This is a genomic window from Streptomyces sp. NBC_00989, assembly GCF_045162655.1.
Classification (GTDB): domain Bacteria; phylum Actinomycetota; class Actinomycetes; order Streptomycetales; family Streptomycetaceae; genus Streptomyces.
Map to the genome: position 1 here is coordinate 5,058,163 of NZ_CP108728.1, position 20,533 is coordinate 5,078,695.

Here is a 20,533-nt window from a genome sequence, read left to right on the forward strand (position 1 = left end):
CGCAGCTCAGTTCTGCCATCGCTGTCAATTGGTGTCATTGAAAGGGAACTTCGTTATGCGCAGACGCAGTGTTCTTACGGCGGCGGGTGCGGCCGCACTCGCGGTGCCGGTGTTGGGCACAACACCGGCGGTGGCGAGCACCGGTACCGGTACGGCCCCGGACCGGCGCCGGTTGGAGATCCGGGGGATGGACATCTCGTCCCTCCCCAAGGACGAGGCGTCCGGCGCGGTGTACCGCCGAGCGGACGGTCGCCGCGACGATCCGATCCGCATCCTCGCGGACGCGGGCATCACCCACGCCCGCCTCAAGGTCTGGGTGAACCCGGCCGACGGCTACAACAACAAGAAGCACATCCTGCCGCTGGCCAAGCGGTTGCGCCGGGCGGGGATCGGCATCTGGGTCGACTTCCACTACTCCGACACGTGGGCCGACCCGGCCCACCAGACCAAGCCGGCGGCCTGGGCGGACCTGGACGTGGCGGGCCTGACGAGGGCGGTCTACGACCACACGGCCGACGTGTTGGGCGCGTTGCGCCGCCAGGGCACCCCGGCGGACCTGGTCCAGATCGGCAACGAGATCAACGGCGGGCTGCTCTGGCCGACCGGCAAGAACTGGGGTGACGACGCCGGGGGTTGGGGCAACCTGACGACGTTCCTCAAGGCGGGCCTGAACGCGGCGCGCGACACGACCCCGCGCATCCGCACGATGCTCCACATCGCCTCGGGCGGCGACAACGGCACATCACGTTGGTGGTACGACAACGTGGTCGCCGACGGCGTCGACTTCGACATCATCGCCCAGTCGTACTACCCGTTCTGGCACGGCGCCCCGGAGGCCGCGGCGGCCAACTTGGCGGATATCTCGGCCCGTTACGACAAGCCGGTGCTGATCGCGGAGACGGCGTACCCGTTCACGCTGGAGAGCGAGGACGCGACGAACGACATCATGTACGACCCCTCGCAGCTGACGGAGGGCTACCCGGCGACCCCGGCCGGCCAGGCGGCGTGGCTGCGCACGGTGGCCGACCTGATGGCGAACGTCCCCGGCAACAAGGGCCTGGGCTACTGCTATTGGGAAGGCGTGTGGACGTACCGGGCCGGTGACGGCTGGGACCCGACCGACCCGACGTCCGGCAACGCGTGGGAGAACCTCGCCCTGTTCGACTTCGACGACAAGGCGCTGCCGGGGTTGAGGACGCTGGGCCGCTACCGGTCGTAACGCCCGCGAGTGACGAGTCCAACCCGTACGGTTACTGTCCGGTGCTTGTCCAGTGCTGTCCGGGCTGTCGGCAGGGGCCGTACGGGTAGGGGGCGTTGCGGCACGGCCGTACGACGGAGGGGCGAGCGTGGACAGGGAACCGGAGCAGGTCAACGGCGAGGCGGACGAGCCGGGTTGGGAGGTCGACCCGGACGACGAGTGGGGGTTGGCGGTCCTCGCGACGGTGGGGCGCCAGTTGAGGCTGCGGCGCGAGGCGGTGGGGATGCGGGTCCCGGACTTCGCGGTGGCGGTGGGGTACGGCGAGGACCTGGTCTACAAGATCGAGGGCGGGAAGCGGATTCCTCGGCCTGAGTATCTGGACAAGTCCGACGAGGTGTTGGACGCGGGTGGACTGATCTCGGCGATGAAGGAGGACGTGGCCCGGGTCCAGTACCCAAAGAAGGTCCGGGACTTGCAGCAGATGGAGGCCAAGGCGGTCGAAGTGCTTTCCTACGGCAACCACAACGTGCACGGTCTGCTCCAGACAGAGGAGTTCATGCGGGCGCTGCTGCTGACGCAGCGGCCCGTGCTCCCAGAAGAGCAGCTACAGCGACGGCACCGAGGGCGACTCCTGCGTCGAAGTAGCCACCACCCCCGCCACCATCCACATCCGCGACACCAAGCACAACACCCGGGGCCCCCGCCTCACCTTCAGCCCCACCACCTGGACCGACTTCATCCCCTACGCCTCGAACAACTAGCCCCGCCCTTGGAGTTGGTTGGAGCAATGCCGTGGGTAGTACTGCTGTCCCTACCCTGCCCCCTAGGCCGCTGCCGCCCTCGTAGAGGATGATCGGCACGCGAAGGGCCCGGCGAGTTCGTCGACCACGGTCGCCGGACCTTCATGACGTGAGACGGCGGCGCCGCCCCGCTCGCGGCCGGGCCCTGCTCCTCATGGAACCGACCAACAGCCCTGGAGTCGCCCCGCGCGCGACAACCGGGCCCGGCACGCCGTAGAAAGCGGCTGCTTCCGGGCCCTTCGCTGCCACAATGCTCCTCAACCAGCCGTAGGCGAGGGGACGTTGGGCGTGCGGTCGGCCGGAGGAACCCCGTGGCGCCGTCGGCCGGATCGGTCCTGAAGCAGAGAAAAGGAACCCTCGGTGTCCGACGAAGGACGGCTGATCGCCGGCCGATACCTCATCCTCGACCGCATCGGCCGGGGCGGCATGGCCACCGTCTGGCGCGCCCACGACGAACTCCTCGGCCGCCAGGTCGCCGTGAAGAAGCTCCACTCCCAGCCCCAACTCGACGACGCCGAACTCGCCACCCTCTTCGAACGCGCCCGGCGCGAGGCGCACAGCGCCGCCCGGATCAGCCACCCGAACGTCGTTGTCGTCCACGACGTCGTGGACGACGAGGGCCGGCCCACCATCGTGATGGAGTACGTGCGCTCCACCACCCTCGCCGACCGGATCAAGGCGTACGGCACGGTCCCGCTCGACGAGGTCGCCCGGATCGGCCGGGGCGTGATCGCCGCGTTGCGGGCCGCGCACCGGGCAGGGGTCCTGCACCGGGATGTGAAACCGGCCAACGTGCTGCTCGCCGAGGACGGCCGCGTGGTCCTCACCGACTTCGGCATCGCCCAGGCCGTCGAGACCTCGGCGCTCACCCGCACCGGCCAACTCGTGGGGTCGGTCGACTTCATGGCCCCCGAACGCCTCGTCGGCGCCAAACCCGGGCCGGAGGCCGACCTGTGGGCACTCGGCGCAACGCTTTTCGAAGCGGTCGAGGGCCGCTCACCGTTCCTCCGGGAAACGGTGGCCCAGACGATGTACGCCATCGCCATGGAACCGGCCCCCGAAGTGCGCGGTGCCGGACCACTCACCCCGCTGATCCAGGGCCTGCTCGTGGCCAAACCGGCCGACCGGCTGTCGGCCGAGGAGGCCGAACGCATGCTGCGAAGACCGGCAGGCGCAGCGGGGCCCTCTGTTGTTCCACCCGCCGCCCACCCCATGGCCGTGGCTGACGACGCTCCGGCTCCGGCTCCGGCCGCGAACCCAGTGCCCGAGTCCGCATCGCCATCGCCGTCGCCATCGCCATCGCCATCGCCATCGCCATCGCCATCGCCATCGCCATCGCCATCGCCATCGGGGCTCAACTCTGACCGCGGAACCGACGATGCCTCCGCAGCCGAGCCACCCGTAGAACCTCCACAGCCCGATACGACCGCCCAACAGGCGCACCGGCCCCCAGGCCGTTCGAAGAAGCCGGTCGTGCTCGCCGCGGCCGTCGCCACGGCGCTGTTGATCACGATCGCCGTACTGCTGACCAACCTGCCAACGGGGAAGAGCAGCGCCACCGCGTCCGACGGCCCGCTCCCGGCCGACAACCCCACCCAGCAGTCCACGGACACATCCGCGCCCACGGTCTCCTCCCCCAAGGCGTCCCGCTCCGCGAGTTCCGGCGCCAAGTCTCCGACGCCGCACACCTCTTCGAAGCCGACGTCCACAACCGTGCAGGAGGACTCCGAGCCGGAGTCCGGAGGCAATGCCGGATCCGAGGAAAGCGGATCTGGTAGAACGGTCGACCCGGCCGTCGGCCATGCCCTGGTGGTCCCCGCCACGCAGAAGTGCCTGAGCGGCGGCGCCGGGACCGAGGGAATCCAGCTGGTCCATGTCGCCTGCGACGGCTCCGCGGCACAGCGCTGGCAGACCGGATCGGGGGACACCTTCCGCTCCTTGGGGAAATGCATGACCGTGGCCGGCGGAGCGAGCGACGACCGGACCGAGATCCAACTGAGCGCGTGCAGCGGCGACTCCAGCCAGCAATTCCACTTCTCCGGTACGGAACTGGTGGCCGATCAGTCACAGAAATGCGTCACCGTTTTCGGGGGCACGAGCGGCACGGTGGTGGTCCTGTGGGAATGCAACGCCTGGGACAACCAGACGTGGACCCTCCAATAACATGGCCGACATCGCCGACATGGCAGCGATGAACCACTTCGGCATGGCTGTGCGCGGTTGGCGTGAGCGCATGTCACCGCAGGACAGCGGGCTGACGTTGGGCGGGGCGCGGCGCATCTCCGGACTGCGCCGCGAAGAGCTGGCCGGTCTGGCGGGCATATCGGTCGACTACGTGATGCTGCTGGAGCAGGGCCGTGCTCGCAATCCGTCGGTCCAAGTGGTCACCGCTTTGGCCAGAGCACTGCGTCTCGACCGTCCGAGCGTGACCATCTGTTTCGCTGCGCCGACCTCGCACCGCCCTCGGTAGGGAAGGTCTCCAGGGAGATACCCCTGAGCGCGCAGCGACTTGTACGGCAGTTGGGAGACGTTCCCGCCGCGGTCTTCGCTGCCGACTGGACCATCCTCGGCTGGAACAGGATGTGGACGGCCGCGATCGGCGATCCCCGTCCCCGTGCGTACGGTTGGGACGAGCGCAGTCTCGTTGCCGGGACGTTCCCGGCGAGCGGCAGCCGAGGACTGGAACCGATTGCGGCATGGCTCATTCGGCCAGGAAAAGGCATCGAAGCGCAGGAGGAGGACCTCGTCGCCGACCTCCGTGTGACGGCCGCCGCCCATCCCCATGACGTACGTCTTGCCTCACTCGTCGAACGCTCGCTTCGAAGCAACCCGCGCTTCGCCCTCTGTGGTCCAACGGCACTGTCGGCCCCTATGCCGGCGACCACGTGACCATCGAGCATCCACTGGTGGGTGACATCGCCCTCGACATCGACACCCTGATTCCTGCTGGCACCGACCTCAGGATCCTCACGTGTGCGACTGCGGCCGAGACCACCGACACGGAGAAGCCGGCTGCTCTGCGTGCGTCCTGTCCCCGCCGCGCGACGGACTGACCCACCCCGACTCGGAGACCTCCGATCAGGGCTGAACAGGCTGGCCGGGAGGCCGGGTTGGGTCATAGTGCGTGCGGGCGAACGTGTCGTTCGCGCGGTGCACGGTGTCGGGTTCAGGCGGCGCCGGCCACACGCTGAGGACGTGTTCTTCCACCGGGGTGTCGCCCGCGTACCCCTCGCCTTCATCGCGTCCACGCGCCTGGACACGGACGCGATACCAACCCGCGCCGCCCGTCGCGAAGTTCCCGGCGTCCTCCTCGACGTCACCGCCCCACCGGAACAGCCGCAGGACGCCACTCGTACTGCAAATGCTCACGTCCACCACGGTCTCCCACTCATCGCCAGGCAGCGGTGGTTCGTCCGCGCACTGCCGGGTGGTCAGGCGTATCCGGCCGGTGTGCGTGCCCGCGAGCACGGTGAGGTGTTCCGGGCCTCCTGCGGCCAGGCTGTTCCCCGCGAAGATCCGCCGGACCGTGTCGGCGTCGTCGTACTCGCTGAGAAATTCGTCGCCCTGTAGGTAGTACTGCCCGTAGGAGACGAACATCCGATCCGAAGTCCACGTCGTGTAGCGCATCCACCGGATGATGCCCTGCCCCACTGACAACCCGTGGCGAAGGCCTGCCAGGCATCATCGAGGCATGTTCACCCCTGAACAACGCGACCGCACCCGCGCCCAACTCCTCGCCCACGCCGAGGCCGACGACTCGATCACCGGCCTCGCGTACACCGGCTCGCTCGCCACCGGCACCGGCGACCGCTGGTCGGACACGGACATCGTGCTGGGTGTCCGTGGCGAGACCGGGGTCGCCGACGCCGTGAACCGGTGGACGGCGTGGATCCACGACGAGTTCGGCACCCGGCACCACTGGGACCTCCGCACGGTCGGCGCAGGCCTCATCCGCGTGTTCCTGCTGCCCGGATGGGTGGAGCTGGACCTCACCTTCGCCCCGGAGTCGGAGTTCGGCGCCCGGGGTCCAGCCTGGCGAACACTCTTCGGTACCCCGCACACCCAGCCGCCGTTCCCCCCGCCCGACCGCGACACGGTGATCGGCTTCGCCTGGCACCACGCCCTGCACGCCCGCATCTGCCTTGAACGGGGCCGCAGTTGGCAAGCAGCGCACTGGATCAACGCCCTGCGCGACCAGCTGATCACCCTGGCCTGCCTACGCCTGGACCTCCCCACCGCGTACTCGAAGGGCGCCCACCTGTTGCCGGACGAGGTGACGGCCCCGCTGGAATCCACACTCGTCCGTTCCCTCACGGACCCCGAACTCCGCCGCGCCCTGACCGCGACGATCACGGCCACGACAATGGAACTGGACCGCTCGGATCCCCAACTCGCCGCCCGCCTGGGCCCGATGCTCACGGAGCTGACCTAACGCATGGGCACGACCACCCACATCGACCTCGTCCCCGTCCCACCCGGCCAGGTCACCCTCACCGACCGCCGCACGCAACGCAGTTGGACGGTCGACCTCGCCCCCTTCCGCCTCGGCACCCTCCCCGTCACCCAGGAGCAGTACGCCCAGGTCACCGGTGAACACCCGAGCACCGCACAGGGCAGCGACCACCTCCCCGTGGAGACCGTGTCGTGGCGGGACGCGGTCCTCTTCTGCAACTCCCTTTCCCAGCAAGAGGAGTTGACCCCGGCCTACGACTTCGACGCCCAAGGCGAACCACTCCTGCGCGCCCCCTTCGCCGACGGCTACCGCCTCCCCACCGAGGCCGAGTGGGAGTACGCGTGCCGGGCGGGGACGAGCGGCCCCCGCTACGGCCCCCTCGACGACATCGCCTGGCACCGCGGCAACTCCGAGGAGCGGCCCCACGAACCGGGCGGCCGACTCCCCAACCCCTGGGGCCTGCACGACATGCTGGGCAACGTGTGGGAGTGGTGCTGGGACCTCTACGACCCCGAGGTCTACGGCACCTACCGGGTGTTGCGCGGCGGCGGCTGGTTCGACGAGCACTGGAGCTGCCGCGCTTCCGTACGCCGCCGGAGCCACCCGACCTTCCGGGTGGACGACGTGGGCTTCCGCGTCGCCCGGTCCCTCACGGGCTGAGCCCCCGCCGCGACCACCCGGTCGCCGACCACCAGGTCGCCGACATCCGGTCGCCAACTACCCGTGCGCGGACGCCAGATGCTTCGCCAGCCTCGGCGACGCGAACTCCGTCCCGCACACGAACCGCATCACCGGCCCGTACGACGACGCCGACGGCAGCCCCGTGAAGTAGACGCCCGGCACGGACGACACATACCCGGCGCCGAGTTTCGGCGTACCCCGGCTCACCGCCAGTTGGGTGCGCAGCTCATGCCCCAGGAAGTCCATCGCCGCGATGTCCACCCGGTACCCCGTCGCGGATATGACGTGATCGGCGGTGAGCTGCTGCGTCCCTCCGCCCGGCGTCGCGACGGTGAGTACCGGGCGGCCGTTCGCCGCGCCCGCGCCCCCGTCCGCCTCCGCCCGTACGATCCGCTCGACCTCGCTGACCTGCACCTTCCCCTCGAACCGCTCGCGCAGCCACCACGCACCGAGCGGCCCGAGCACCCGGCGGACCAGGTAGTGCCGGGTCTGCTCGGGGAGGTAGCGGTACGGCTGGGGGTAGTAGCTCAGCGCCCACAGCGACCACGCCCGCCCGAACGGCGACTCGGGGCGCAGCTTCGGCTGCTTCCACGGAGGTGCGCCGAAGGCGACCCGGCCGTGCCCGCGCGAGACGATCCGCACGTTCGCGCCCGCCTCCGCCGCCAACACCGCTGTCTCCAGGGCGGACTGCCCGGCGCCGACGACGATCAGCTCCTTGCCCTTGAACCTGCTCAGGTCGTGGTGCTGCGAACTGTGCGAGACGGGAGCGGTGGGCGCGGGCCCGTCGACCGCCGCGGCTGCCAGCTCCGGCGGGAGATGGTCGAGGCCGTACAGTCCGGTCGCGACCACGACCGCCCTCGCTGTGAACAACTCCCCCGAGTCCAGCTTGAGTTCGAAGCCGCCGCCCTTGTTCCGGTCCCCGTTCCGGTCCGCTTTCCGGTCCACGGAGACGACCCGCACCCGCTCCAGCTCGGGCACCAGCTTCTGCTGGAACCACTCGCCGTAGGCGATGAAGGTCTCCACCGGGATGATGTCCTCGTCGGTGACCAGGCGGGGGATGCCGGCCGCGTCGCAGTAGTCGACGAGGTTGTGGCCGGGCTGCGGGGCGTCGAGGTTGGAGGCGGCGGGCGTCGACTTCAGGAGCATCCCGGCGGGCATGTGGTCACGCCAGCTGACCATGGGCTCGCCGAAGACACGAACCGGAATGCCGCGCGCCCGCAGATGCGCGGCGGTGGACAGGCCGAACGGCCCGGCGCCGATGACTGCTACCGGTTGAATCACGAAGTCCCTCCCCAGGACGTTCAATTCGTCACTTCGTGCTGGTGCTGCTGCCAGGGGTCACTGGCTACTGCTGGTTCCTACTGGTGCCGCTGCCGCGCCGGTTGGTGCGCCACAGCTGATACAGGTGCTTCGCGCCCGGCCGCACGAAGCGGGCAAGCATCGTGAAGAACGGCCGCAGATCGTCACCCGCGAGCCAGGCCAGCTCCGTCCCGCTCGCCCGCGCCGGCGCGTGCGGCGTCGTATAGCCGCTGCGGCGGTAGGCGAGGAGGGCGGGCAGGTCGATGTTCTCCACGATGTACCGGTGGCCGGCGCGCTGCTCCCCCTCGGGGACGGAGCGGCCGGTCAGGTCGAGGTGCATGGCGCGGACGACGTCCACCCCCGACTCGTTCTCGAAGAGTCGGAACTGGGCGCCCATGCGGGGGTTGAAGTCGAGCAGTTTGTACTGACCGTCGCGCCGGTCGAAGCGCAGGTCGAGGTCGATGATTCCGGTGAAGCCGATCTGTTTGATGAAACGTGCGGCGAGGTCCGCGAGTTCCGGATTATCCACGACATACGCATTTGCCGTCATGCCCGCGTGCGGCGGCCAGGAGCGCACCTTGACGCCGGTGAACAGGGCGAGCGGGGTCGAGTCCTGGTCGAAGTAGGCGTGCACGATCCAGTCCTCGGCCTCCTCCCTCGGCAGGTACTCCTGGAGGATCACCCCGGGGTGCTCGCCCCAGTCCCGGGCCAGCGTGAGCAGCCCCTCGCGGGTCGCGATCCTCGTCGTACCGTTCACGGCCGGCCGTGAACGCCGTACGAATGCCTCCCTGTTCTTGGCCACGATCGGGAAGCGGGCCTTCTCGGCGAACTCGACGATGTCGTCGTACGACTGCGGGAAGGCCGCCGCGGGGCTGGGTATGCCGTGTTCCACGCAGAGTTCGTGCAGGCCCTGCTTGCTCGCGAGGTGACGCGGCAACTTCGGTTCCACACGCGGGAAGAGGAAGCGGGCGCCGAGCACGTCCTGGTGCTCGGCGATCAGGACGGCGGCCTCCTCGTCGGTGGGGATGAGGACGGCGGGCCGGCCGATTCGGCGCCCGACGCGCAGCAGCCCCTCCACCAGTCGCCCGGGTTCCTCCGTGCCGGTCGTCGGCCACACGAACGCGCGCTCCAGATAGCGGGACGCGGCCGCGGGCGTGTAACGGTCCTCCGTAATCGCATACATCGGCACGCCGAGCCGGCCCAGACTCCGGATCGCACCCACCCCGCCGTGATGCAGCGGATAGTCGCCGAACTTCACGATCAGGCCCGGCACTTCGCGGTCGGCCTCGAAAGGCACGCCGCTGGTGCGCTTGGCCACGGGTCCCCCCACGTGTCCCCCCTACGGACCGGACCCACCCCGTCCGTGTCCCCCAAAGGACGCTAAGCCGGAATTGCCTCCTCCGACAAGGCCTTTTCGGACATTGCGAACTCTTTAGACACTGCCGGTTCCCGCAACTCACCCGTAACGTGTGGCGCGGCCACATGCGAGTACGCACGAGAGTGAGGCAGCACCCATGCCCCCCTTCGATCTTCCCGAGGGCGACCCCTTCGGCCCGCACAACCTTCCCTACGGCGTCTTCTCGCCCGTCGGCTCGGACGAACGGACGGTCGGCATCCGGCTCGGCGACCACGTGCTCGACGCGGGCGCGGCGGCGGAGGCGCTCGGCTCGCCGTACGTCTCCCTCCTGGCGCACCCCACCCTCAACCCCCTGCTCGCGGCGGGCCACACCGCCTGGTCGGACGTCCGCCGCGCGCTGACCGCATGGGTGACGGTCCCGTCCCACCAGGAGACGATCACCCCGTACTTCCACCCGCTCTCCGCAGTGACCCTGCACCTCCCCTTCGAGGTCGCGGACTACGTCGACTTCTACGCCTCGGAGAACCACGCCCGGAACGTCGGCCGCATCTTCCGCCCCGACGCCCCCGACTCGCTGACCCCCAACTGGAAGCACCTGCCGATCGGTTACCACGGCCGCTCCGGCACGGTCGTGGTCTCGGGCACGGACGTCGTACGGCCCTCCGGTCAGCGCAAGTCCCCGGCCGACCCCGCGCCCGTCTTCGGCCCGTCGATCCGCCTGGACATCGAGGCGGAGGTCGGCTTCGTGGTCGGCGCGCCCTCGACGATGGGCAGGCCGGTGCCGCTCGCCGACTTCCGCGAACACGTCTTCGGCCTGTGCCTCCTCAACGACTGGTCGGCACGCGACATCCAGGCCTGGGAGTACGTCCCCCTCGGCCCGTTCCTCGGCAAGTCCTTCGCCACGTCGGTGTCGGCGTGGATCACCCCGCTGGACGCGCTGGAGGAGTCGCGGGTGGCACCGCCGGAGCGCACGCACGAACTCCTCCCCTACCTGGACGACTCGGCCGAGGAACCCGGCGGCTACGACCTCCGCATCTCCGTCGCGATCAACGGCCACACGGTGTCCGAGCCGCCGTTCTCCACCATGTACTGGACCGCCGCCCAGCAACTCGCCCAGATGACGGCCAACGGCGCCTCCCTGCGCACCGGCGACCTGTACGGCTCGGGCACGGTCAGCGGGCCGACGGAAGGCGAGCGCGGTTCGCTGCTGGAGCTGACCTGGAACGGCCGCGACACCCTCGAACTCCCGGACGGCAAGCGGACGTTCCTGGAGGACGGGGATGTCGTGACCCTGTCGGCGTGGGCGCCGGGCGTGGACGGCACGCGGGTGGGTCTGGGCGAGGTCACCGGGCGGATCGTGGCGCGGGACTGAGGCGCGAGGGGCGGCGCGGTCGGCGGGGTCCGAGGCGCGGGGGCCGGCGGGTGTGACGAGTCCGGTGGTCTCTGTACACCTGACTCCAGCCGCCCGTGCAGTCATACTGACGGCGGGCGGCACACCTGTCGTGTACCCGCCCTCGGGTACAGCCGCACCCGCACCTTCCGTTCGTTCCGTTCCGCCCGTTCCCTCTGTTCGTTCCGTTGACCAGGATCCGGAGCCCGTGGCATGACTGTCTGCCTGCTCCTGCTGAGCGTCGTCGCCCTCTCGGCCGCCGTGCCGGCTCCGCGCGCGCTGACCCGGGCCGTGTGGCCCGAGCGGGAACCCGTGGTCGGCCTGTGGGTGTGGCAGTGCCTGGTCGCCACGGTCCTGCTGTGCTGCCTGGCCGCCCTGGTCCTGGGCGCCGCCGCCGTCTTCCACACCGTCCGCGATCATGTCTTCGCCCCCGCTCCCCCGGCCGTCACCGCGGCCTACGACCTCTCCGCCGCCCCCGTCTGGGCGGTCGCCCTCACGCTGTCACTGGCCTGCGGCGCCGCCTGGACCACCGCGATGCTGGCCCGCGAACTCGCCGAGGCCCGCCGCCGTCGCGGCGAGGCCCGCGCGCACCTGCGCGAGCGCGCCCCCGACCTGCCGGCCGGCCTGCCCCCGGCGCGCGGCCCCCTCCTGGTCCTGGAGGACGAGTACCCGGACGCCTGGTGGATGCCCGGCCATCCGCCCCAACTCGTCGTCACCACAGGCGCGTTGCACCGTCTCACCGGTCACCAGCTCGACGCGGTCCTCACCCACGAACGCGGTCACGCCCGCGCCCACCACGACTGGCTGCTGCACCTGTCGACCGCGCTGGCCTCCGGGTTCCCGCACATCCCGCTGTTCGCCCACTTCTGCGACCAGACCCACCGTCTGGTCGAGCTGGCCGCCGACGACACGGCCTCCCGCCAGTGCGGTCACCTGACCACGGCGTTGGCCCTCATCGAGCTGAACAACCACCGAGGCGTCCTCTCCTGCGCCTCCAGCCACCGCCTCCTCGGCGAACGCGTCAACCGCCTCCTGGACCCCAGCCCGAGGCTCGGCCGCCGTCACCGCGCCCTGACGACGACGGTGGCGACCCTGGTCCCCTTGCTCCCGTTGCTGATCGTGTTCGCACCCGGGCTCACGGCCTTGGGCTGAGGGCCCTGTTCCGAGGGCACTGTTCCGAGGGCTCTGGTTCCGAGGGGCCTACCGGGGTCCCCGCACCCCGGTCCCTGCCCCAGCCCTTACGTCCAGCTACATCCAGTCCTCGGGCTCCGGCTCCTCATCCATCTCCGGCCAGTAGTCCGCACCGGGGTCAACATCCTTCGCCGCCCGACCCGAAGCGGGTGCCGACGCCCGCGCTGGCGCCTGCGCCTGCGCCGGTGCCGGGACTTGCGCCGCAGCCGGAGCCGGAGTCGGAGCCGGTGCCACGGCCGGAGCCTCGCCCAGCCCCGCCAGCACCTCGATCACACCCTCCCCGTACGTCGCCAGCTTCTTCTCGCCGACCCCGCTGATCTCCCCGAGCTGCCCCACCGACGTCGGCCAGATCGTCGCGATCTCCCGCAGCGTGGCGTCGTGGAAGATGACGTACGCCGGAACTCCCTGCTCACGGGCCTGTTCCGCACGCCAGGCGCGCAACGCCTCGAAGGCGGGTTGCAGCGACTCGGGCAGCTCCACCGCCGCGGCCTTGGCCTTGCGCTCGCCCCGGCCGGAGGACCCCGACCCCGACCGCGCGGAGCCCGCCGGCTTCTTCGGCTCCTTGCGCAGCGGCACCTCCCGCTCGCGCCGCAGCACCGTGCCGCTCGCCTCGGTGAGCACCAGCGTGCCGTACTCCCCCTCGACCGCCAGCAGCCCCTGCGCCAGCAACTGCCGTACGACGCCCCGCCATTCACCCTCGGCCAGGTCCTGGCCGATGCCGAACACGGACAGCTGGTCGTGGTCGAACTGGATCACCTTGGCCGACCGGCGCCCCATGAGGATGTCGACGATCTGCAGGGCGCCGAACTTCTGGCCCCGCTCCCGCTGCAGCCGCACCACCGTCGACAGCACCTTCTGCGCGGCGACCGTGCCGTCCCAGGTCTCGGGCGGGGTGAGGCAGGTGTCGCAGTTGCCGCAGCCCGCCGCGTCCGGGTCCTGCCCGAAGTAGGCGAGGAGTTGGCCGCGCCGGCACTGCGCGGTCTCGCACAGCGCGAGCATGGCCTCCAGGTGGGAGGCGGCCCGGCGGCGGAACGCCTCGTCGCCCTCGCTGGACTGGATCATCTTGCGCTGTTGTATGACGTCGTTCAGGCCGTACGCCATCCACGCCGTGGAGGGCGATCCGTCACGCCCCGCACGACCCGTCTCCTGGTAGTAGCCCTCCACCGACTTGGGCAGGTCGAGGTGGGCGACGAACCGTACGTCCGGCTTGTCGATGCCCATGCCGAAGGCGATGGTCGCGACGACGATCAGGCCGTCCTCGCGCAGGAACCGGGACTGGTGCGCCGCGCGCGTGCCCGAGTCCAGACCCGCGTGGTACGGCACCGCCTCGATGCCGTTGCGCGACAGGAACTCGGCGGTCGTGTCGACGGACTTGCGCGACAGGCAGTACACGATGCCCGCGTCGCCCGCGTGCTCCTCGCGCAGGAAGCTCAGCAGCTGCTTCTTGGGGTCGGCCTTCGGCACGATCCGGTACTGGATGTTGGGCCGGTCGAAGCTCGCCACGAAGTGCCGGGCGCCCGGCATGTTCAGCCGCTGGGTGATCTCCTTGTGCGTCGCGTCCGTGGCCGTCGCCGTGAGCGCGATCCGCGGGACGTCCGGCCACCGCTCGCCGAGCACCGAGAGGGACAGATAGTCGGGGCGGAAGTCGTGACCCCACGAGGACACGCAGTGCGCCTCGTCGATCGCGAACACCGAGATCTTGCCGCGCGAGAGCAGGTCCAGGGTGTTGTCGAGCCGCAGCCGCTCCGGCGCGAGATAGATCAGGTCCAGCTCGCCGGCCAGGAACTCGGCCTCGACCAGGCGCCGTTCGTCGAAGTCCTGCGTCGAGTTCATGAACCCGGCGCGCACCCCGAGCGCACGCAGCGCGTCCACCTGGTCCTGCATCAGCGCGATCAGCGGGGAGACGACGACTCCCGTACCGGGTCTGACCAGGGACGGGATCTGGTAGCACAACGACTTTCCGCCGCCGGTCGGCATGAGGACGACGGCGTCGCCGCCCGCCACCACATGCTCGATGACCTCTTCCTGCTCGCCGCGGAAGCTGTCGTAGCCGAAGACGCGGTGGAGCGTGGCCAGCGCCTCGCTCTCGCCCTGTGCCGCCGGCGTCCGTACTTCGGTCGTCACAACCGTCCCGCCCATCCCGTGCATCGCTCGTCCCCCGTACGTCGTCCCTCGACCACTGCGTCCACGATAGGGCTCCGCGCTGACAGCGTCGGAGTTATCCACAGGCTGGTGGCGGTGACCGGGTGTGGTCAGTCGGATGGCTCCCGTCACATGGCGCGACCGGAACGGCCGGAACATGCTGCTGGGGCGGGACCGCGGAGGCCCGCCACGCCCCGAACGGACGGCGCGCCGTGCGTGCGGACGCCTCCCGAAAGTCCAAGGAGCCCCACCATGTCCCCTCGGTCCTCGCGGTCCCCTCGGCCCCTGCGGAGCGCCGTCACGACCGCCCTCGCGGTGGCGACGGCCGCGGCCCTCGCGCTGACCGCCGCCCCGGCCCATGCCGCGTCCGACCCCGATCCGTCGGTGTGGACCGAGCTGAGCAGGACGACCCAGGCCACCGCCAAGTACGGGTACGAGGGGTTCGCGGCGGCCGGCGGATACTCGCGCACCGACACCTGCGTCGCCGACCCGGCCGAGGGCGGCATGGGCTACCACTACGTCAACCCGGCGAACATCGACTCGGTCGATCCGCAGAAGCCGGCGGCCCTCGTGTACGCGGACGGGTTCACGAACGAGTACACCGGCACGTCGAGCGGCGGCGCGCGCAAGCTGGTCGCGGTGGAGTGGGTCGTGAAGGACACGGGCCAGGCCGCGCCGACGCTGTTCGGGCAGACCTTCCAGAAGGGCCGGCTCCCCGGCTACTTCACCCTGCACGCCTGGCTCTACAAGCCCAACTCGGCGGGCCTGTTCGCCGCGTGGAACCCCGAGGTCGTCTGCCCGACGGTCTGACCGCGCCTACGCGAAGGCCCCGGCTCGCTCGAAGCGAACCGGGGCCTTACGCATGGGCTCAGCGACCTGCGCTCAGCGCACGAACACCCCTGCCTGGTTCGCCAGGTCGAGGAAGTACTGCGGGGCCACACCAAGCACCAGCGTGACCGCCACGCCCACCCCGATCGTCACCATCGTCAGCGGGGACGGGACCGCGACGGTGGGGCCGTCGGGCCTCGGCTCACTGAAGAACATGAGCACGATCACGCGGATGTAGAAGAACGCCGCGATGGCGGAGGAGAGCACACCGACCACGACCAGCGGGGCCGCGCCACCGGCCGCCGCCGCCTTGAACACGGCGAACTTCCCGGCGAAACCGGCAGTCAGCGGAATGCCCGCGAAGGACAGCAGGAACACCGCGAACACGGCCGCGACCAACGGCGACCTGCGCCCGAGCCCCGCCCACTTGGACAGGTGCGTCGCCTCGCCGCCGGCGTCCCGTACGAGGGTGACGACCGCGAACGCGCCGATCGTCACGAACGAGTACGCGCCCAGGTAGAAGAGCACGGACGAGACGCCGTCCCGGGTGGTCGCGATGACACCCGCGAGGATGAATCCCGCGTGCGCGATCGACGAGTAGGCCAGCAGCCGCTTGATGTCGGTCTGGGTGATCGCGACGATCGCACCGCCCAGCATCGTGATGACCGCAACGCCCCACATGACGGGCCGCCAGTCCCAGCGCAGGCCCGGCAGCACGACGTAGAGCAGCCGGAGCAGCGCTCCGAAGGCGGCCACCTTGGTCGCGGCGGCCATGAAGCCGGTGACCGGGGTCGGCGCGCCCTGGTAGACGTCCGGCGTCCACATGTGGAACGGCACCGCGCCCACCTTGAACAGCAGCCCCATGACGATCATCGCGCCGCCGATGAGCAGCAGCGCGTCGTTGCCCATGGTGTCCGCGAGGGCCGGGTTGATGTTCGTGATGGAGCCGTCGACGACCTGCGCGATCGTGGAGTACGACATCGAGCCGGCGTAGCCGTAGAGCAGCGCGATGCCGAACAGGGTGAACGCGGAGGCGAAGGCGCCGAGGAGGAAGTACTTGACCGCGGCCTCCTGCGACAGGAGCCGCTTGCGGCGGGCCAGGGCGCACAGCAGGTAGAGCGGGAGCGAGAAGACTTCCAGGGCCACGAACAGGGTCAACAGGTCGTTGGCGGACGGGAAGACGAGCATGCCGGCGACCGCAAAGAGCAGCAGCGGGAAGACCTCTGTGGTGGTGAACCCGGCCTTGAGCGCGGCCTTCTCGCTGTCGCTGCCGGGCACGGACGCGCCCTGCGCGGCGAACGAGTCGACCCGGTTGCCGTGCGCCTCGGGGTCGAGTCGCCGCTCCGCGAAGGTGAACAGGCCGACCAGTCCGGACAGCAGGATCACGCCCTGCAGGAACAGGGACGGGCCGTCGACCGCGATCGCGCCCATCGCCGCGATGTGCGCCTTGGTGGTGCCGTATCCGTCGGCCGCCAGCAGCAGCACTGCCACGAAGCCGAGGATCAGGGCGGCGGCGGACACGAGGACCTGGGTGAGGTAACGGGCTCTGCGCGGGACGAACGCCTCGACGAGCACCCCGACGAGCGCCGCGCCGAGGATGACCAAGGTCGGCGACAATTGCCAGTACTCGATCTTCGGGGCGTCGATCTTCGAGATCGGGTCGGCTGCGGTTGCGGCCGTTGTCCACAGGCTGTGGACGGCTGTTGCGCTCACTTGGCCGCCTCCACCGAGGGCTTGGGATCCTTCTTGTGCACGTCGGACAAGGTCTGCTTGACCGACGGGTTCACGATGTCCGTGACGGGCTTCGGGTAGACGCCCAGGAAGATCAACAGCACGATCAGCGGGGCGACGACCAGGAGTTCACGCGGTCGCAGGTCCGGCATCGAGGCGACCTCGGGCTTCACCGGGCCGGTCATCGTCCGCTGGTAGAGGACGAGGGTGTACAGCGCGGCGAGGACGATGCCGAAGGTGGCGATGATCCCGATCGCCGGGTAGCGCGAGAACGTGCCGACCAGGACCAGGAACTCGCTCACGAAGGGCGCGAGTCCGGGCAGCGACAGCGTGGCCAGTCCGCCGATCAGGAAGGTGCCCGCGAGCACCGGGGCGACTTTCTGCACCCCTCCGTAGTCGGCGATCAGACGCGAGCCGCGCCGCGAGATCAGGAATCCGGCGACCAGCATCAACGCGGCCGTGGAAATACCGTGGTTGACCATGTAGAGCGTCGCGCCGGACTGGCCCTGGCTGGTCATCGCGAAGATGCCCAGCACGATGAACCCGAAGTGCGAGATCGACGCGTACGCCACCAGCCGCTTGATGTCCCGCTGCCCGACGGCGAGCAGCGCGCCGTAGATGATGCTGATCACGGCGAGGACGAGGATGACGGGCGTCGCCCACTTGCTGGCGTTCGGGAACAGCTGGAGGCAGAAGCGGAGCATCGCGAAGGTGCCGACCTTGTCGACAACTGCCGTGATCAGTACGGCGACCGGCGCCGTCGCCTCGCCCATCGCGTTGGGCAGCCAGGTGTGCAGCGGCCACAGGGGCGCCTTCACCGCGAAGGCGAAGAAGAAGCCCAGGAACAGCCAGCGTTCGGTGTTGGTCGCCATGTGCAGCGTGCCGTCGGCCCGCGCCTGCGCGATGTCCGCGAGCGAGAAGTTCCCGGCCACTACGTAGAGGCCGATCACCGCCGCCAGCATGATGAGCCCGCCGACCAGGTTGTAGAGCAGGAACTTGACGGCTGCGTACGACCGTTGGGTGGCCGCCGCCTCGTCGCCGTGCTCGTGCGCGCTGTCCCCGAAGCCGCCGATGAGGAAGTACATCGGGATCAGCATGGCTTCGAAGAAGATGTAGAAGAGGAAGACGTCGGTGGCCTCGAAGGAGATGATCACCATCGCCTCCACCGCAAGGATGAGAGCGAAGAAGCCCTGGGTGGGCCGCCAGCGCTTGTTGCCCGTCTCCAGGGGGTCGGCGTCGTGCCAGCCGGCCAGGATCACGAACGGGATCAGCAGGGCGGTGAGCCCGATGAGCGCCACCGCGATGCCGTCCACGCCCAGCTCGTAGCGGACCCCGAAGTCCGCGATCCAGGCGTGGGACTCGGTGAGTTGGTAGCGGTCACCGCCCGGGTCGAAGCGCACCAGGATCGTGATGCCCAGCGCGAGCGTCGCCAGCGAGACGAGCAGCGCCAGCCATTTCGCGGCGGTGCACCGCGCGGCCGGGACGGCGGCCGTGGCGACCGCCCCGAGGGCCGGGAGCGCCGCCGTCGCTGTCAGGAGGGGAAAGGACATCGGTATCAGACCGCCCTCATCAGCAGGGTCGCGGCGACGAGGATGGCCGCACCGCCGAACATCGAGACCGCGTACGACCGCGCGTAGCCGTTCTGCAGCTTGCGCAGCCTTCCGGAGAGGCCGCCCATGGAGGCCGCCGTGCCGTTGACGACGCCGTCGACCAGGGTGTGGTCGACGTAGACCAGAGAGCGGGTGAGGTGCTCGCCGCCGCGCACCAGGACGACGTGGTTGAAGTCGTCCTGGAGGAGGTCGCGGCGGGCGGCCCGGGTGAGCAGCGACCCGCGCGGGGCGACGGCCGGGACCGGCTTGCGTCCGTACTGCGCCCAGGCGATCCCGACGCCGATGACGAGCACCACCATGGTGGCCAGGGTGACCGTCAGGGCGCTGACCGGGGAGTTGCCCTCCTCGTGGCCGGTGATGGGCTCCAGCCAGTGCAGGAAGCGGTCACCGATGCCGAAGATGCCGCCGGCGAAGACCGATCCGAAAGCCAGCACGATCATCGGGATCGTCATCGTCTTCGGGGACTCGTGCGGGTGCGGTTCGTTGCCGTTCTCGTCGGGCTGCCAGCGCTTCTCCCCGAAGAAGGTCATCAGCATCACGCGCGTCATGTAGTACGCCGTGATGGCCGCGCCCAGCAGGGCCGCGCCGCCGAGGATCCAGCCCTCGGCGCCGCCCTTCGCGAAGGCCGCCTCGATGATCTTGTCCTTGGAGAAGAAGCCGGACAGGCCCGGGAAGCCGATGATGGCGAGGTAGCCGAGGCCGAACGTGACGAACGTGATCGGCATGTACTTCCTGAGGCCGCCGTACTTCCTCATGTCGACCTCGTCGTTCATGCCGTGCATGACCGAACCGGCGCCGAGGAACAGTCCGGCCTTGAAGAAGCCGTGGGTCACCAGGTGCATGATCGCGAAGACGTAGCCGATGGGGCCGAGGCCCGCGGCGAGCACCATGTAGCCGATCTGCGACATCGTCGAGCCGGCCAGCGCCTTCTTGATGTCGTCCTTCGCGCAACCGACGATCGCACCGAACAGGAGCGTGACGGCACCGACGACGGTGACGACGAGCTGTGCGTCCGGCGCGGCGTTGAAGATCGCTCCGGAGCGGACGATCAGGTACACGCCCGCGGTCACCATGGTCGCCGCGTGGATGAGGGCCGAGACCGGGGTCGGGCCCTCCATCGCGTCGCCGAGCCAGGACTGCAGCGGCACCTGGGCGGACTTGCCGCAGGCCGCGAGCAGCAGCATCAGGGCGATGCCCGTGAGCTTGCCCTCGGAGGCGTCGCCGACGTGGCTGAGGACCGGCCCGAAGGCGAAGGTCCCGAACGTCGTGAACATCAGCATGATGGCGATCGACAGGCCCATGTCGCCGACCCGGTTGACCAGGAAGGCCTTCTTCGCGGCGGTCGCCGCGCTGGGCTTGTGCTGCCAGAAGCCGATCAGCAGGTAGGAGGCGAGACCGACGCCCTCCCAACCGACGTACAGGAGCAGGTAGTTGTCGGCGAGGACGAGGATCAGCATCGCCGCGAGGAACAGGTTCAGATAGCCGAAGAAGCGGCGCCGGCGCTCGTCGTGCTCCATGTACCCGATCGAGTACAGGTGGATCAGCGAGCCGACACCGGTGATCAGCAGGACGAAGGTCATCGACAGCTGGTCGAGGCGGAAGGCGACGTCCGCCTGGAAGCCCTCGACGGGGACCCAGGTCCACAGGTGCTGCAAGAGCGTCCGGTGCTCGGCGTTCTTCCCCAGCAGGTCGGTGAAGAGGACGACACCGATCACGAAGGAGGCGGACGACAGGGCCGTGCCGATCCAGTGGCCGACGGCGTCGAGCCGACGGCCGCCGCACAGCAGTACGGCCGCTCCGAGCAGGGGCGCCGCTACCAGCAGCGCAATCAGGTTCTCCACGATTCAGCGACC

15 protein-coding genes and 3 pseudogenes are annotated in these 20,533 nt (G+C 69.8%); 11 read left to right on the forward strand and 7 right to left on the reverse strand.

Annotation, left to right across the window (positions count from 1 at the left end; all coding sequences use genetic code 11):
- The first annotated feature begins 55 nt into the window (after positions 1–55).
- From OG714_RS22075 to OG714_RS22100, 6 genes and pseudogenes are all read left to right on the forward strand, one after another.
- On the forward strand, positions 56–1,219 hold the full coding sequence (locus OG714_RS22075; RefSeq protein ID WP_406123373.1) for an arabinogalactan endo-beta-1,4-galactanase: 1,164 nt from the start codon (positions 56–58) through the stop codon (positions 1,217–1,219).
- Positions 1,220–1,346: 127 nt separating this feature from the next.
- Positions 1,347–1,841: pseudogene (locus OG714_RS22080) on the forward strand (Scr1 family TA system antitoxin-like transcriptional regulator); the annotation flags it as partial.
- 10 nt (positions 1,842–1,851) lie between these two features.
- Positions 1,852–1,959 (forward strand): annotated as a pseudogene (locus OG714_RS22085) (DUF397 domain-containing protein); the annotation flags it as partial.
- 399 nt (positions 1,960–2,358) lie between these two features.
- Positions 2,359–4,161, forward strand: coding sequence for a protein kinase domain-containing protein (locus OG714_RS22090; protein WP_406123375.1), 1,803 nt, complete (start codon positions 2,359–2,361; stop codon positions 4,159–4,161).
- Between the two features lies 1 nt (position 4,162).
- Positions 4,163–4,468, forward strand: a complete 306-nt coding sequence (locus tag OG714_RS22095; protein WP_406123377.1) for a helix-turn-helix domain-containing protein — start codon at positions 4,163–4,165, stop codon at positions 4,466–4,468.
- A 50-nt stretch (positions 4,469–4,518) separates the two neighbouring features.
- Positions 4,519–5,051: pseudogene (locus tag OG714_RS22100) on the forward strand (hypothetical protein).
- Positions 5,052–5,076: 25 nt separating this feature from the next.
- On the opposite strand, the gene OG714_RS22105 reads toward OG714_RS22100, so the two are convergent.
- Positions 5,077–5,625, reverse strand: coding sequence for a hypothetical protein (locus OG714_RS22105; protein ID WP_406123379.1), 549 nt, complete (start codon positions 5,623–5,625; stop codon positions 5,077–5,079).
- A 64-nt stretch (positions 5,626–5,689) separates the two neighbouring features.
- Here OG714_RS22105 and OG714_RS22110 point away from each other — a divergent pair, with 64 nt between their 5' ends.
- Together OG714_RS22110 and OG714_RS22115 are read left to right on the forward strand one after the other, a co-directional pair.
- Complete coding sequence (locus tag OG714_RS22110) at positions 5,690–6,430, forward strand: hypothetical protein (RefSeq protein WP_406123381.1); 741 nt, start codon at positions 5,690–5,692, stop codon at positions 6,428–6,430.
- Between the two features lie 3 nt (positions 6,431–6,433).
- Positions 6,434–7,111: a formylglycine-generating enzyme family protein gene (locus tag OG714_RS22115; RefSeq protein WP_406123383.1), complete on the forward strand. Its 678-nt coding sequence runs from the start codon at positions 6,434–6,436 to the stop codon at positions 7,109–7,111.
- Positions 7,112–7,168: 57 nt separating this feature from the next.
- On the opposite strand, the gene OG714_RS22120 is transcribed toward OG714_RS22115, so the two are convergent.
- Entirely contained in the window at positions 7,169–8,413 is a 1,245-nt protein-coding gene (locus OG714_RS22120) for an NAD(P)-binding domain-containing protein (protein WP_406123385.1), read from the reverse strand.
- A 64-nt stretch (positions 8,414–8,477) separates the two neighbouring features.
- Positions 8,478–9,749 carry an ATP-grasp domain-containing protein gene (locus OG714_RS22125; RefSeq protein ID WP_406123386.1) on the reverse strand — a complete coding sequence of 424 codons (1,272 nt, stop codon included), beginning with the start codon at positions 9,747–9,749 and terminating at the stop codon, positions 8,478–8,480.
- Positions 9,750–9,945: 196 nt separating this feature from the next.
- Between OG714_RS22125 and fahA the strand changes: the two genes are divergently transcribed.
- The gene (gene fahA, locus OG714_RS22130) at positions 9,946–11,160 is read left to right on the forward strand and encodes a fumarylacetoacetase (protein WP_406123388.1); all 1,215 of its coding nucleotides are present in this window, start codon (positions 9,946–9,948) and stop codon (positions 11,158–11,160) included.
- A 231-nt stretch (positions 11,161–11,391) separates the two neighbouring features.
- Complete coding sequence (locus OG714_RS22135; protein WP_406123390.1) at positions 11,392–12,330, forward strand: M56 family metallopeptidase; 939 nt, start codon at positions 11,392–11,394, stop codon at positions 12,328–12,330.
- 96 nt (positions 12,331–12,426) lie between these two features.
- Here the strand turns inward: OG714_RS22135 and recQ are convergent, their stop codons facing one another.
- Entirely contained in the window at positions 12,427–14,508 is a 2,082-nt protein-coding gene (gene recQ, locus OG714_RS22140; RefSeq protein WP_406123392.1) for a DNA helicase RecQ, read from the reverse strand.
- 255 nt (positions 14,509–14,763) lie between these two features.
- Here recQ and OG714_RS22145 point away from each other — a divergent pair, with 255 nt between their 5' ends.
- A complete protein-coding gene (locus tag OG714_RS22145; RefSeq protein ID WP_406123394.1) occupies positions 14,764–15,321 on the forward strand; it encodes a hypothetical protein in 558 nt (185 codons plus the stop codon).
- Between the two features lie 72 nt (positions 15,322–15,393).
- Here the strand turns inward: OG714_RS22145 and nuoN are convergent, their stop codons facing one another.
- The 3 genes from nuoN to nuoL are packed head-to-tail and all read right to left on the reverse strand — an operon-like array spanning position 15,394 to position 20,521.
- Entirely contained in the window at positions 15,394–17,052 is a 1,659-nt protein-coding gene (nuoN, locus tag OG714_RS22150) for an NADH-quinone oxidoreductase subunit NuoN (protein WP_406123396.1), read from the reverse strand.
- The gene (locus OG714_RS22155; protein ID WP_406123398.1) at positions 17,049–18,620 is read right to left on the reverse strand and encodes an NADH-quinone oxidoreductase subunit M; all 1,572 of its coding nucleotides are present in this window, start codon (positions 18,618–18,620) and stop codon (positions 17,049–17,051) included. The genes nuoN and OG714_RS22155 overlap by 4 nt, the downstream gene beginning before the upstream one ends.
- A gap of 5 nt (positions 18,621–18,625) precedes the next feature.
- Positions 18,626–20,521, reverse strand: a complete 1,896-nt coding sequence (gene nuoL, locus OG714_RS22160; protein ID WP_406123400.1) for an NADH-quinone oxidoreductase subunit L — start codon at positions 20,519–20,521, stop codon at positions 18,626–18,628.
- Between the last annotated feature and the right edge of the window lie 12 nt (positions 20,522–20,533).